This is a genomic window from Pseudomonas sp. B21-032 (assembly GCF_024748965.1).
In the GTDB taxonomy this organism is placed as follows: Bacteria; Pseudomonadota; Gammaproteobacteria; order Pseudomonadales; family Pseudomonadaceae; genus Aquipseudomonas.
Map to the genome: position 1 here is coordinate 3,394,251 of NZ_CP087180.1, position 14,690 is coordinate 3,408,940.

Annotated in this window: 9 protein-coding genes and 1 pseudogene; all 10 read right to left on the minus strand. The window is 64.3% G+C overall.

Going from position 1 to position 14,690, the window contains the following annotated elements; genetic code table 11:
* Window positions 1-7: 7 nt before the first annotated feature.
* The 10 genes and pseudogenes from LOY54_RS15525 to LOY54_RS15570 all read right to left on the minus strand — a co-directional run bounded on the left by LOY54_RS15525 (window position 8) and on the right by LOY54_RS15570 (window position 14,425).
* Entirely contained in the window at window positions 8-703 is a 696-nt protein-coding gene (locus LOY54_RS15525; RefSeq protein WP_258607038.1) for an anaerobic ribonucleoside-triphosphate reductase activating protein, read from the minus strand.
* Window positions 700-2,913, minus strand: a pseudogene (locus LOY54_RS15530) (ribonucleoside triphosphate reductase). The gene LOY54_RS15525 and the pseudogene LOY54_RS15530 overlap by 4 nt, the downstream one beginning before the upstream one ends.
* A 172-nt stretch (window positions 2,914-3,085) precedes the next feature.
* Window positions 3,086-4,078, minus strand: a complete 993-nt coding sequence (gene moaA / locus LOY54_RS15535) for a GTP 3',8-cyclase MoaA (RefSeq protein WP_258607039.1) — start codon at window positions 4,076-4,078, stop codon at window positions 3,086-3,088.
* Window positions 4,079-4,088: 10 nt separating this feature from the next.
* Complete coding sequence (locus tag LOY54_RS15540; RefSeq protein WP_258607040.1) at window positions 4,089-4,913, minus strand: peptidylprolyl isomerase; 825 nt, start codon at window positions 4,911-4,913, stop codon at window positions 4,089-4,091.
* A 10-nt stretch (window positions 4,914-4,923) separates the two neighbouring features.
* Window positions 4,924-5,604, minus strand: coding sequence for a respiratory nitrate reductase subunit gamma (narI, locus tag LOY54_RS15545; RefSeq protein WP_195884341.1), 681 nt, complete (start codon window positions 5,602-5,604; stop codon window positions 4,924-4,926).
* Window positions 5,597-6,352, minus strand: coding sequence for a nitrate reductase molybdenum cofactor assembly chaperone (gene narJ / locus LOY54_RS15550; RefSeq protein ID WP_258607041.1), 756 nt, complete (start codon window positions 6,350-6,352; stop codon window positions 5,597-5,599). The genes narI and narJ overlap by 8 nt, the downstream gene beginning before the upstream one ends.
* Before the next feature lie 2 nt (window positions 6,353-6,354).
* Window positions 6,355-7,893 carry a nitrate reductase subunit beta gene (gene narH / locus LOY54_RS15555; RefSeq protein ID WP_258607042.1) on the minus strand — a complete coding sequence of 513 codons (1,539 nt, stop codon included), beginning with the start codon at window positions 7,891-7,893 and terminating at the stop codon, window positions 6,355-6,357.
* 11 nt (window positions 7,894-7,904) lie between these two features.
* Window positions 7,905-11,672, minus strand: a complete 3,768-nt coding sequence (locus tag LOY54_RS15560) for a nitrate reductase subunit alpha (protein WP_258607043.1) — start codon at window positions 11,670-11,672, stop codon at window positions 7,905-7,907.
* A 73-nt stretch (window positions 11,673-11,745) separates the two neighbouring features.
* The gene (locus LOY54_RS15565) at window positions 11,746-13,143 is read right to left on the minus strand and encodes a NarK family nitrate/nitrite MFS transporter (protein ID WP_258607044.1); all 1,398 of its coding nucleotides are present in this window, start codon (window positions 13,141-13,143) and stop codon (window positions 11,746-11,748) included.
* Entirely contained in the window at window positions 13,130-14,425 is a 1,296-nt protein-coding gene (locus LOY54_RS15570; protein ID WP_258607046.1) for a nitrate/nitrite transporter, read from the minus strand. Before LOY54_RS15570 ends, LOY54_RS15565 begins: the two co-directional genes overlap by 14 nt.
* Window positions 14,426-14,690: the final 265 nt, after the last annotated feature.

Consider the following 14,690-nt stretch of genomic DNA (forward strand, 5'->3'; position numbering starts at 1 on the left):
AGCCTTACTAGTCGCGTACTTCAAACGCGGGAAACAGCGTGTGGAGGGTGTCCCACAGCTCGGGTAGCAATCTGTGTGCCGAAGCACCGGGCAGCTGCGGGTCGAGCATGCGTGCCGTGCGTACCCGCTGCACGACGAAGCGTTGGACCCCAAGCGCATTCAAGCGCCGGGCCAGGGTGAGGAGTCGCGGTGGATCGATCAGGTGCCAGTGCACCGTGGTGCGGCATTCGTAGTCGACGCCGCTGGCCAGCAGGGAATCCAGGCTGCGCCAGTTGGCCTGGCCACTGCCGCGCACGCCGGTAACCAACTGGCAGTCTTCGGCCAGCGCCTTGACGTCAAAGCCGACCCAGTCGGCCCCAGGCAATGCCCGGGCAAACGCATCGGGCTTGATCCCGGCACTGTGCAGGCCGATGGCAAAGCCCATGGCCCGCACCTGGGCCATGGCCTCGGGCAGGCTGTCCTGCAGGGTTGCCTCACCGCCGCTGAACACCACGGCATCGAGCAAGCCGCGGCGACGCTGCAAAAACGCCAGTACCTGCGCCCAGGGCAGTTCATCACGGCCCCGGGGCGGGATCAGTTGCGGGTTGTGGCAGTAACGGCAGCGCCAGGCGCAGCCCTGGCAGAACAGCACACAGGCGAGCTTGCCGGGGTAATCGAGGGTGGTCAGGGGCACCATGCCCCCGACCCGCAGCGCTCGGCTCATGGATGCCCGGCCGTTGCCGCGCCCTCATTGAAGTGCAGCCGCTCGTGGTGCTCGGACTGTTTGCCGGGGTTGAACGCCGACACCGGGCGGTGATAACCCATGACCCGGGTCCAGACTTCGCACCGTTGGCGTTGCGCCGCCGGCAGGGTTTGCTGTGCAGTCATGATGAAGCTCCTTGCTGTTGAGGGTAAAACGGGTCAATGCACGCTGCCCTGCTGCTGGGCCAGCAGCAGCGCTTCGTCGCATTTGGGGCAGAACTCGTGTTCGCCATCCAGGTAGCCATGCACCGGGCAAATGGAGAACGTCGGGGTAATGGTCAGGTACGGCAGCCGGAAGCGCTCCAGGGCCCTGCGCACCAGTTGCTTGCAGGCCTGGGCCGAGGAGATCCGCTCGGCCATGTACAGGTGCAGCACGGTGCCGCCGGTGTACTTGCATTGCAGCTCGTCCTGCAGTTCCAGGGCCTCGAACGGATCGTCGGTATAGCCCACCGGCAGTTGCGAGGAGTTGGTGTAGTACGGCGCCTGGCTGCAGCCGGCCTGGAGGATGTCGGGGAAGCGCTTGAGGTCTTCCTTGGCGAAGCGGTAGGTGGTGCCTTCGGCCGGGGTGGCTTCGAGGTTGTACAGGTGGCCGGTTTCTTCCTGGAAACGCACCAGAGTGGCGCGCACGTGGTCCAGCAGGTTCAGGGCGAAGCGCCGGCCCTGGGCGGTGTGCAGGCCCATCTGCTCGTCGCTGAAGTTTCGCAGCATTTCGTGCAGGCCGTTGACGCCGATGGTCGAGAAGTGATTTCGCAGGGTGCCCAGGTAGCGCTTGGTGTACGGATAGAGCCCGGCATCCATGTGATGCTGGATCACCTTGCGCTTGACCTCCAGGCTCTCCATGGCCAGCTCCATCAGCCCATCCAGGCGCTGCAACAGGCCGCTGATGTCGCCCTTGTACAGGTAGCCCAGGCGCGCGCAGTTGATGGTCACCACCCCCAGCGAGCCGGTCTGCTCGGCCGAGCCGAACAGGCCGCCGCCACGTTTGAGCAGTTCGCGCACATCCAGTTGCAGGCGACAGCACATCGAGCGCACCTGGTTGGGCTGCATGTCCGAGTTGAGGAAGTTCTGGAAGTACGGCAGGCCATAGCGCGCGGTCATGGCGAACAGGCGCTCGGCGTTGTCGCTGTCCCAGGGAAAGTCGTGGGTGATGTTGTAGGTCGGGATCGGGAAAGTGAACACCCGGCCCTTGGCGTCGCCGGCCTGCATCACTTCGATGTAGGCACGGTTGAGCAGGTCCATCTCCGCTTGCAGCTCGCCGTAGGCAAAGGGCATTTCTTCGCCGCCGATCACCGGGATCTGCTCGCGCAGGTCCTGCGGGCAGACCCAGTCGAAGGTCAGGTTGGTAAACGGCGTTTGCGTGCCCCAGCGCGACGGCACATTGAGGTTGTAGATGAACTCCTGGAGGGCCTGGCGCACCTCTTCATAGCTCAGCCGGTCCTTGCGCACGTAGGGCGCCAGGTAAGTGTCGAAGGAGCTGAAGGCCTGGGCTCCGGCCCACTCGTTCTGCAGGGTGCCGAGAAAGTTGACCATCTGCCCCAGGGCGCTGCTCAGGTGTTGGGGTGGGCCGGCCTCGACCCGCCCGGGCACGCCATTGAGGCCCTCGTGCAGCAGGCTGCGCAGCGACCAGCCGGCGCAGTAGCCGGCGAGCATGTCGAGGTCGTGGATATGCAGGTCGGCCTCGCGATGGGCGCGGCCGATGGCTTCGCTGTAGACCTCGTCGAGCCAGTAGTTGGCAGTGACCTTGCCGGAGACATTGAGCACCAGGCCGCCAAGGGAATAACCCTGGTTGGCGTTGGCCTGCACCCGCCAGTCTTCGCGGTTGAGGTACTCGTTCATCGAGGTGGCGACTTCGACCAGGGTCTTGCGGTCACGGCGCAGGCGTCCGTGCTGTTCGCGGTAGACGATATAGGCGCGTAGCGAAAGGAAGTGCCCGGCGTCCATCAGCACCCGTTCGACCCGGTCCTGGATCTGCTCGACGTGCAGCTTGGAGTAGCCCTCAAGGTGGGCAAGGACTGCTTCAAGCAAACCGTCTGCCTCGGCTTCGGCATATTCGCCAGTGGCCTTGCCGGCGGCGATCAACGCCTGGCGGATCTTGTCGGCGTCAAAGGCCACCAGGCTGCCATCGCGCTTGTGCAACCGGTTGTGCCCTACCCTGATCAGCGTGCTGTGCATTTGCCCTCCTGACACTACATATAGACGTTTATTGATCTGGAAACACAATATGCAGTGCAGGCTACGGGTAAAGCGGGTGAAAGAAATTGATCGATATCAAGAATCGCGGGGCAAGCCCGCTCCTACAGGGTGGGAGCGGGCTTGCCCCGCGATAAGGCCCTGACAGCCACCCTCACCCGCCGCTCATGCTCATGAACCGCAAAATCTGCACCTCCCCTTGCGGGTTGAAATCATGGCGCAACGGCTTGCGCCGCAACGCCTGTTGCAGCGCGCTGATGATCGGTTGGTCATCCAGCGGATAACGGCGCAACAAGCCGCGCAGATCCAGCGAATCCTCTTGCCCCAGGCACAGCAGCAAGCGCCCTTCCACCGTCATCCGCACCCGGTTGCAGCTGGCGCAGAAGTTGTGGCTGTTGGGCGAGATAAAACCGATGCGCGTTGCCGGGTGCCGGGCCAGGCGCACATAGCGCGCCGGCCCGCCGCTGTGCTCGGCGCTGTCGAGCAAAGCGTGGCGGCTGGCAATCAGCGCCCGTACCTCGTCGCTGGCGCAAAACGACTCAGCGCGCGCACGGCCGACCTCGCCCAAGGGCATTTCCTCGATGAAGGTGATGTCGATGCGCTGGTCGATGGCGTACTGCAGCAGCGCCAACACCTCATCGTAGTTGCGCCCCTTCATCACCACGCAATTGAGCTTGATGCCTTCGAAACCGGCCTCGCGCGCCGCCTCGATGCCGCGCAGCACCTGATCCAGATCGCCCGTGCGGGTAATTGCCCGAAAGCGCTGGCCATCGAGGCTGTCGAGGCTGATGTTGATGCGTTTGACCCCGGCCTCTACCAGCGGCCGGGCCAGGCGCTGCAGCTGCGAGCCATTGCTGGTCATCACCAGTTCACGCAGGCCGGGCAAGGCGGCAATGTCACGGCACAGATCGACGATACCCGGGCGAATCAGCGGCTCACCGCCGGTCAGGCGGATCTTGCCCACGCCCTGGCCGACGAACAGCGTGGCCAGGCGCCGCAACTCCTCGAGGGTCAGCACCTGCTGGCGCGGCAAGAAGGTCATGTGTTTGGCCATGCAGTACACACAGCGAAAATCACAACGATCGGTCACCGACATGCGCAGGTAATCGATCTGCCGCCCGAAGCCGTCCTGCATCACAGTGCTCATCAGCGTCCCCTTATTGCACCAGCGGTGAATCGGCGCCCTGCAGGCGGATGCCACGAATATCGGCGGCGCCGATCAGGGTTTGCAGGTACTGCACCAGGGCCTTTTGCCACACGCCCTGCTGCAACTGGGTGCGGATCGCCGTGGCCACTGCCTCGTAAGGCAAGGCCTGGCCTTCGATGCGCTGGTCGACACTGACCAGGTGCCAGCCGTAGCGGCTTTCCAGCGGCTTGAGCGCGAGGCCCGGCGCCAGGGTGAACAGCTGGCGCTCAAGCTCTGGCACGGTCTGGCCCTTGCTGATCTGCCCCAGCTCACCCCCCTGGGCCTTCGACGGGCAGGCCGAGTACTTTTGCGCAAGCTCGGCGAACTGCTCGGGGAACTGCAACAGCCGCTCATGCAGGATCTCGGCCTGGACCAGGGCCAGGCTGCGCGCCTCGGCATCGTCCGGCGCGCATTCGAGCAGGATGTGCCGCACCGCGAGCAGCGGCGCGCTGTGAAAGCGCCCGCGGTTGCTGTGGTAGTAGCGCAGGCAGGTGGCCTCGTCACAGCTGGGCACCTGCACTTCGCGCTCCAGCAGTAACCGCGTGGCCGCTTCCTCCGGGTTCTCGCCGGCGCCCACCTGCAGCGCCAGCCCCAGTTCGGCGATGCGTTGCTGCATCAGCTCGCGGATCACCAGGGCGCGGGCGGCCATGTACACGGCCTCCTCACGATCCTTGGCCGGGTGGTATTGCAGCTCCTGGGCCAGGGCCTGCTGGCTGATGACCACGTCATTGACACTGATGACCGGCCACTGCTGTTCGCTGCTGGCAATCAGTTGCGCTTCGCTTGCGTGCGTCATGGCGACCTCCTCAGGCTTTCTGCCGGACAATTTGATAGCGCCGGCCCAGGTACCACACCGGCGCGCTGACGATGTGCACCAGGCGGGTGAAGGGGAACAGCACGAACAGGGTCAGGCCCAGCAGCACGTGCAGCTTGTACACCAGGCTCACCGGGGCGATTGCCGCCGCCGCATCCACCGGGCGCAGCAGCACGGTGTTCTGCGCCCAGTCGGCGAGCATGACCATCACCGAGCCGTCCATATGGCCGGTGGAGGCGACGATGGTCAGCAAGCCGAGCACCAGTTGCGCCAGCAATACCAGCAAAATCAGGATGTCCGAGGTGCTGGAGGTGGCCCGTACCCGCGGCTCGGTCAGGCGCCGGTGCAGCAGCATGATCAGGCCGATCAGGCACAGCAGGCCGAAGAAGCCCCCGGAGACCATTGCCAGCAGCTGCTTGTGCTCGGTGCTGAGCACATGGTGATAGACCGACGCCGGGGTCAGCAGGCCGACGAAGTGCCCGGCCAACACGAACAGCACGCCGACATGGAACAGGTTGCTCGCCACGCGCATGCCGCGCTTGTCGAGCATCTGGCTGGAGCCGGCCTTCCAGCTGTACTGCGAAAGGTCAAACCGTGCCCAACTGCCGAGCAAGCAGATCGCCAGGGCGACATAGGGATAGACCCCGAACATCAACAGGTTCCACTTAGACATTACCCACCTCCCCGGCCGGCGCAGAAGCCTGGCCTTGATGCTGAAAATCGACCCAGTGCAGCGGCACCGCGCTTTCTTCCCGGGCCTTGCCCGGCGGGCTTTGCAGTGAGCTGCAACGCTCTTGCTGCTCGGCCTTGAGAAAGTCCACCGCCTCCTCTTCCCAGATCTTGTCCAGGGCTTCGAGAGAATCATCGCGTTGCTCGGCGGCGACTTGCTCGCGCAAATCAGCCACCGCCTGCTGCGGCTCGGCGCCGGCAATCTGCAGCAACGCGCGAAAACAACTGGCGTAGGCGCTCTCGCGCTCCTCCAGGCGTGCGGCAAGCAGCGCCAGCAGGTGCGCGACATCGGCCAGGCCCTCGCGGGCCTCGAGGTCTTCGCGAGTCGAGAGGTATTCCAGGTACAGCGGAATGTAGTCCGGCAGCTCCTTGACGCCGATGGCAAAGCCCGCTGCTTCATACTGGGCGAGCATGTCGACCATGGCCTGGCCACGGTCGCGGGACTCGCCATGCACATGCTCGAACAGCAGCAGCGACAGCGAACGGCCACGGCCAAACAACGCGCCGTAATGCTCCTGGCCATCCATCAGGTCGTTGTTGCAGATCAGTTCCAGCAGCTCGAACAGCGCGCCGCGCTGGCGCGGGCTGATTTCCCGCGCCTGGATGATCGCCTGCTCCAGCTCGTCGCGGCCGGCCACCAGGGCTTCGTTCGGGTAATCGAGCAGCAGCGAAATCACTTTCAGGATGCGCATGCTCATTCCTCCCACAGCTGTACGGTTTTGAGGATGTCGCGGCGGTTGGCCTTCTTCGCCCCGAACAGGTTGGTGTCGGAGCTGCCGCTGCAGCCGCTGCCGAAGCTGAAGCCACAACCGGAACGCTCGGCGAAGGCATCGCTCATGGCCTCTTCGCGGTGGGCACTCGGTACCACGTAACGGTCTTCGTAGTTGGCGATGGCCAGGTAGCGGTACATCTCCTCGACCTGGTTGACGCTCAAGCCGACGTCCTCCAGCACCTTGAGGTCCTGCACGCCCTCGACCTGCTCGGCGCGCTTGTAAGCGCGCATGGCCAGCAGGCGCTTGAGGGCGCGTTTGACCGGCTTTTCGTCACCGGCGGTGAGCAGGTTGGCCAGGTAGCGCAATGGGATACGCAGGCTGTCGACGTCTGGGATTACCCCGTTCATGCCCACGGTGCCGGCAGCTGCGGCGTTCTGGATCGGCGACAGCGGCGGCACGTACCAGACCATCGGCAAGGTGCGGTATTCCGGGTGCAGCGGCAGCGCCAGCTGCCAGTCGACGGCCATCTTGTACACCGGCGAGCGTTGCGCGGCGTCGATCACCGACTGCGGTACGCCGTCCTCCAGGGCCTGGCGGATCACCGCCGGGTCGTTGGGGTCGAGGAAGATTTCCAGCTGCTTCTCGTACAGGTCGTGCTCGTTGGCGGTGCTGGCCACCTCGGCGATGCGGTCGGCGTCATACAGCAGCACGCCGAGGTAGCGGATGCGCCCGACGCAGGTTTCGGCGCACACCGTAGGCATACCGGCTTCGATGCGCGGGTAGCAGAAGATGCATTTTTCCGACTTGCCGCTCTTCCAGTTGAAGTAGATCTTCTTGTACGGGCAGCCACTGATGCACATGCGCCAGCCGCGGCATTTTTCCTGGTCGATGAGGACGATGCCGTCCTCTTCGCGCTTGTAGATCGCCCCGCTCGGGCAGGACGCCGCGCACGCAGGATTGAGGCAGTGCTCGCACAGGCGCGGCAGGTACATCATGAAGGTGTTTTCGTACTCACCGTAGATGTCGGCCTGGATCTGGTCGAAGTTCTTGTCCTTGCGCCGCTTGGCGAACTCGGTGCCGAGGATCTCCTCCCAGTTCGGCCCCCATTCGATCTTCTCCATGCGCTTGCCGGACACCACCGAGCGCGGCCGCGCGGTCGGCTGGTGCTCGCCCAGGGGCGCGGTGTGCAGGTGCTGGTAGTCGAAGTCGAACGGCTCGTAGTAGTCGTCCAGGCTCGGCAGGTCGGGGTTGGCGAAGATGTTCGCCAGCACCCGGAACTTGCCGCCAATGCGCGGATTGATCGAGCCGTTGGCGTTGCGCTGCCAGCCGCCCTTCCACTTGTCCTGGTTTTCCCACTCTTTCGGGTAGCCGACCCCGGGCTTGGATTCAACGTTGTTGAACCAGGCGTATTCCATGCCTTCGCGGCTGGTCCAGACGTTCTTGCAGGTGATCGAACAGGTGTGGCAGCCGATGCATTTGTCCAGGTTGAGGACCATGCCGATTTGTGAACGGATCTTCATGACAGTGCTCCTTATTCCATCTCGGTCGGCAGCGGACGGGGCAGCTCATCGCCGCGCGAGCCGTCGAGCCAGTCGACCTTGGCCATCTTGCGCACCACGACGAATTCGTCGCGGTTGCAGCCGACCGTGCCGTAATAGTTGAAGCCATAGGCCTGTTGCGCGTAGCCGCCAATCATGTGGGTCGGCTTGAGCACCACGCGGGTGACCGAGTTGTGGTGGCCGCCGCGGGTCTTGGTGGTCTCGGCGCCGGGCACGTTCACGATCCGTTCCTGGGCGTGGTACATCATCACCATGCCCTCCTTGACCCGTTGGCTGACCACCGCCCGCGCAGTCAGCGCGCCGTTGGCGTTGAAGCACTCGATCCAGTCGTTGTCTTCGATGCCGGCCTTCTTCGCATCAATCTCCGAGAGCCAGACAATCGGCCCGCCACGGCTCAGGGTGAGCATCAGCAGGTTGTCGCTGTAGGTGCTGTGGATGCCCCACTTCTGGTGCGGGGTGATCCAGTTCAGGACGATCTCGGTCTCGCCGTTGCTGCGCTTGTCTTTCACCCCGGCGATGGTGCGGGTGTTGACCGGTGGCCGGTAGCTCATCAACTGCTCGCCGAACGCCTGCATCCACGGGTGATCCTGGTAGAACTGCTGGCGGCCGGTGATGGTCCGCCACGGGATGTTCTCGTGGACGTTGGTGTAGCCGGCGTTATAGCTGACGTGATCGTCCTCGAGCCCCGACCAGGTCGGGCTGGAGATGATCTTGCGCGGCTGCGCCTGAATGTCGCGAAAGCGGATCGCTTCGTGGGCCTTGGACAGCGCCAGGTGGCTGTGGTCGATGCCGGTGAACTGCGACAGCGCCGCCCAGGCCTTGACCGCCACGTGGCCATTGGTTTCCGGGGCCAGCGAGAGGATGACTTCCGCCGCATCGATCGCAGTGTCGATCTTCGGCCGGCCCTGGCTGATGCCCGCCTCGACTTCGCGGTAGTTCAGCTCACCGAGAAACTTCACTTCTTCATCGGTGTTCCAGTTGATGCCCTTGCCGCCATTGCCGAGTTTTTCCAGCAGCGGGCCGAGCGAGGTGAACTGCTTGTAGATATTCGGATAGTCGCGCTCGACCACCTGCAGGTTCGGTGCGTTCTTGCCCGGCTGCGGGGCGACGCCGGCGGTTTTCCAGTCGGTGCCGCCAAACGGCTGGGCCAGCTCGCCAACGCTGTCATGCATCAGCGGCACGGTGACCAGGTCCTGCTCGACGCCCAGGTGCCCTTCGGCCATGGCCGAGAAGGCCTTGGCGATGCCCTTGTAGATTTCCCAGTCCGAGCGCGATTCCCAGGCCGGGTCAATGGCCGCCGACAGCGGGTGGATGAACGGGTGCATGTCCGAGGTGTTCATGTCGTCCTTCTCGTACCAGGTCGCGGTCGGCAGGACGATGTCGGAATACACGCAGGTCGAAGACATGCGGAAATCCAGGGTAGTCACCAGGTCGAGCTTGCCGATGGCGCCGTCGTCGACCCATTCGGCCTCTTGCGGCTTGCAGTCGCCGACCTGGCCGATGTCTTCGTTCATCACCCCGTTACGGGTGCCGAGCAGGTACTTGAGCATGTACTCGTGGCCCTTGCCCGAGGAGCCGAGCAGGTTGGACCGCCAGATGAACATGTTGCGCGGGAAGTTGACCGGGTTGTCCGGCTGCTCGCAGGCAAAGCGCAGGCTGCCTTCGTGCAGGCCCTTGACCACGTAGTCCTTGGGCGCCATGCCGGCCGCGGCGGCGTCGCGGCAGATGTGCAGCGGGTTGGTGTTGAGCTGCGGCGCGCTGGGCAGCCAGCCGGCGCGTTCGGCGCGGATGTTGTAGTCCAGGGCGTGTTCGGGGAACTCGCGCTTGTCGGCCAGCGGCGAGAGCACGTCGTGCATGCTCATCTTCTCGTGGCGCCATTGCGAGCTGTGGGCGTAGAAGAAGCTGGTGCCGTTCATCTGCCGTGGCGGCCGGCTCCAGTCCAGGCCGAAGGCCAGCGGCAGCCAGCCACACTGCGGGCGCAGTTTTTCCTGGCCGACGTAGTGGGCCCAGCCGCCACCGGTCTGGCCGACGCAACCGCAGAGCATGAGCATGTTGATCAGCCCGCGGTAGTTCATGTCCATGTGGTACCAGTGGTTCATCGCCGCGCCGACGATAATCATCGAGCGGCCACGGGTCTTGTCGGCGTTGTCGGCAAACTCGCGGGCGATCTGGATGGCTTTCTCGCGGCTGACGCCGGTGATCTGCTCCTGCCAGGCCGGGGTGCCGGGTACGCTGGCGTCATCGTAGTCGCGGGCGACGTTGGCGCCGCCCAGGCCACGGTCGATGGCAAGGTTGGCCGCCGACAGGTCGAACACAGTGGCGACCTTGACCTGGCTGCCGTCGGCCAGGGTCAGGCTGCGCACCGGCACACGGCGGTACTGCACGGCGTCGCCGGCGACATGCTGGAAGTGCTCGTGGCTCTCGCCGGCAAAGTACGGGAAGGCCACTTCGGCGACGTCGCCACCGATCAGGCTCAGGGTCAGGTCGATCTCGCGGCCTTCGCCGCCTTCACGGGCAAGGATGTTCCACTTGCCCTGCTCGCCCCAGCGGTAGCCAATCGAACCCTGGGGCGAGACCAGCTCGCCGTTGGCGTCCAGGGCAATGGTTTTCCACTCGGGGTTGTTGTCCTGGCCAAGGTTGTTTGCCAGGTCCGAGGCGCGCAGGAAGCGGTCCGGCTGATAGCCGTTGCCCGGCGCGGTGCCGAGCATCGGCTTGAGCAGCACCAGCACCGGCAGGTCGGTGTAGCGCTTGGCGTACTCGGTAAAGTAGGCGCTGGGCTGGTCGAGGTGAAATTCCTTGAAGATCACATGGTTGAAGGCCTGGGCCAGGGCGGCGTCGGTACCCTGCTTGGGGTTGAGCCACAGGTCGGTGAGCTTGGCCACTTCCGAATAGTCGGGGGTGATGGCCACGGTCTTGGTGCCCTTGTAGCGCACCTCGGTGAAAAAATGCGCGTCGGGGGTGCGGGTCTGCGGAACGTTGGAGCCCCAGGCGATGATGTAGTTGGAGTTGTACCAGTCGGCCGATTCCGGCACGTCGGTCTGCTCGCCCCAGACCATCGGCGAGGCCGGCGGCAGGTCGCAGTACCAGTCGTAGAAGCTCAGGCAGGTGCCGCCCAGCAGCGACAGGTAGCGGGCACCGGCGGCGTAGCTGACCATCGACATCGCCGGGATCGGCGAGAAGCCCACCACCCGGTCGGGGCCGTATTGCTTGATGGTGTAGACGTTGGCGGCGGCGATGATCTCGGTGACTTCATCCCAGCTGGAACGAATGAAGCCGCCCATGCCGCGCTTGCTCTTGTAGCTGTCGGCCTTGGCCTGGTTCTCGACGATGCTGGCCCAGGCTTCGACCGGCGCCAGGTTCTGGCGCGCCTCACGCCACAATTTGAGCAGCGGCTTGCGGATCTTCGGGTACTTCAGGCGGTTGGCGCTGTAGATGTACCAGCTGTAGCTGGCACCCCGCGGGCAGCCGCGCGGCTCGTGGTTGGGCAGGTCGTTGCGGGTACGCGGGTAGTCGGTCTGCTGGGTTTCCCAGGTGATCAGGCCGTTCTTCACGTAGATCTTCCACGAGCAGGAGCCGGTGCAGTTGACCCCGTGGGTGGAGCGCACGATCTTGTCGTACTGCCAGCGCGAACGGTAGACGTTCTCCCAGTCGCGCGACTCTTTGCGGGTTTCGCCATGACCGTCGGCGAACTCGCCCTGCTTGCGATTGAAGAACCGCAGTTGATCCAGTAAATGACTCATGGTGCTTTCCTCTCAGGCTTGCGGCTGCGGGGTTCTGCGCCCCGCCCGGGCAAGGTGTGAATTCGGGGTTCTGTCAGCAGGGGGTCGCAGCGCCTTTGCGTGCGTACCACCACCAGGTCACGACGATGCAGCTCAGGTAAAAGCCGACGAACAGGTAGAAGGCCATCTGCGGGCCACCGGTCAGGGCCATGGAGGTGCCGAAGGTCTTGGGGATGAAGAACGCGCCGAAGGCGCCCATCGCCGAGCTGAAGCCCAGCACTGCGGCCGATTCCTTGCCGGCGTTCTTCAGCGCCTGTTCGCGGGCGGCGGCGCCTTTGCCGCTGGCGGCCTGTTCGTGCAGGGTGCGAAAGATCACCGGGATCATGCGGAAGGTCGAACCGTTGCCGATGCCGGTGGTGATGAACAGCAGCATGAACATGCCGAGAAAGCCGTAGAAGTTGCCGCTCTCGCCCTGGGCGGGGATGAACGCCAGCACGCCGAAGACCATGACGATCATCAGCACGAAGTTCCACAAGGTCACCCGTGCGCCGCCGAGCTTGTCGGCCAGCCAGCCACCGAGCGGGCGTACCAGGGCGCCGACCAGCGGGCCGAGGAAGGCGAAGGTCAGGGCGTTGACCTGCGGGAAGGCGGTCTTGATCAGCAGCGGAAAGGCCGCGGAAAAACCGATGAACGAGCCGAAGGTTGCCAGGTACAGCCAGCACATCAGCCAGTTGTGCTTGCGCTTGAAGATCACCGCCTGCTCGCTGAACGAGGCCTTGGCGCTGGACAGGTCGTTCATGCCGAACCAGGCCAGCACCGTGACCAGGACAATGAACGGCACCCAGATGAAACCGGCGTTCTGCAGCCACAGCTGGCCGCCGTCGGCGAGTGCCTGCGGCTGGCCACCGAAGGCGCCGAACAGGCCGAAGGTGATCACCAGCGGCACACAGAACTGCATCACCGAAACGCCGAGGTTACCCAACCCGGCGTTCAGGCCCAGGGCGGTGCCCTGCTGCGACTTGGGGTAGAAAAAGCTGATATTGGACATGCTCGAGGCGAAGTTGCCGCCGCCAAAGCCGCACAGCAGCGCGATGATCACGAACACGCTGTAGGGGGTGTTCGGGTCTTGCACGGCAAAGCCCATCCACAGCGACGGTGCCAGCAGCGAGGCGGTGCTCAGGGCAGTCCAGCGCCGGCCGCCGAAGATCGGCACCATGAACGAGTAGAACACCCGCAAGGTCGCCCCCGAGAGCCCGGGCAAGGCTGCCAGCCAGAACAACTGGTCAGTGCTGAAAGTAAAGCCGATGGCATTCAGGCGCACGATCACCGTGCTCCACACCATCCACACGGCAAAGGCCAGCAGCAGTGCGGGGATCGAGATCCACAGGTTGCGGGTGGCGGTCTGCTTGCCGCTTTGCCCCCAGAACGCGGGGTCTTCCGGGCGCCAGTCGTGAATCACCGGGCCTTGGTCAGGCTGTTTAAGAACCGACATGGTCTTCTCCTTGGGCAATGCTGGAAAACGGGGGCGTTACGGCTGCAGGCTGCCTACCCAGCAGCGGGCGCTTGCGGATTTCGCTGAGGTACATCCAGATGAGCGAGACCCAGACCACGCCGTACATCAACATGAAGCAGGAGGAGCGCACGCCGGTGAGGTCGACCAGCGCGCCGAACAGGATCGGCAGAATGAAGCCGCCCAGGCCGCCGGCCAGGCCGACGATGCCGGACACCGCGCCCATGTTCTGCGGGTAGTCGTTGGCGATGTACTTGAACACCGAGGCCTTGCCGAAGGCGAAGGCGATGCCCATGACGAACAGCAGCACGGTGAACAGCGCAGGGTTCAGGCCGATGTGAAAGTCCAGCGGGCCGTTGATGGTCTGCACCTGCAGCTGGGTTTGCGGGTACGAGAGCAGGAACAGGCAGATCCAGCTGACCCACAGCACCCACCAGGTCACGCTCTGCGCACCCCAGCGGTCCGACATCCAGCCGCCGACGGCGCGCAGCACGCCACCCGGCAGTGAGAAGCAGGCGGCCAGCAGCGCCGCGCTTTGCAGGCTGAAGCCGTATTCCTGGACGTAGTACTTGGTCATCCACAGCGCCAGGGCCACGTAGCCGCCGAAGACGATCGAGTAGTACTGGCAGTAGCGCCACACCGCAGGCTCGGCCAGGGCCTTGAGCTGCTCGCCAAGGCTCGCACCGCTGGCGCTGCGATGGGCCTTGTTGTCGGCACTGAGGAACCAGAACAGCAGCGCGGTAATGAACAGAATGGCGCTGAACACCTTCGGCACCAGCTGCCAGCTGCCGGCGGCAATCAGCGCCGGGGCGAGGAACTTGGTGACCGCGGCGCCTGCGTTGCCGGCACCGAAGATGCCCATGGCCAGGCCCTGGTTGTCCTGCTCGAACCACTTGGCAACGTAGGCGATGCCCACCGAGAACGAGCCACCGGCCAGGCCGACGAACAAACCCAGGACCAGGAACTGCCAGTACGCCGTAGCGTGGCTGATCAGGTACAGCGGCAGCACGCAGGCGAGCATCAACAGGAAGAACACGCTGCGCCCGCCAAAGCGGTCGGTGAGCATGCCCAGCGGCAGGCGCACCAGCGAGCCGGTCAGTACCGGGGTGGCGGCCAGCAGGCCGAACTGGGTTTCGTTGAGCTGGAGCAGGTCCTTGATCGGCACGCCGAGCACGGCAAACATCATCCAGACCATGAAGCAGACGGTGAAGGCCAGCGTACTCATGCCCAATACCAGGCCTTGGCGTATTCGCGGTTGAGTCATCTCGGGTCTCCAGTCAGGTAGCCATGGCCGGCAGACTAGAGAGGCAAACCCCGATAAAACTTGACCCCGATCAAAGAAGCCCTGGCGCCCCTGGGCCTATGCTTGTACGGCCTACCTCCAACGAGGTAGCGCCGAAAAACCTCTAAACCCTTTATTTATCAGGGCCTTGTCAGATTCCTCAGCGCCATCGCAAGAAATCTGACAGTTGCAAACTCTTTAGAGGTAGAGCGCCAGGGAAGGCTGCGAAACGATCAGCTGCAACACC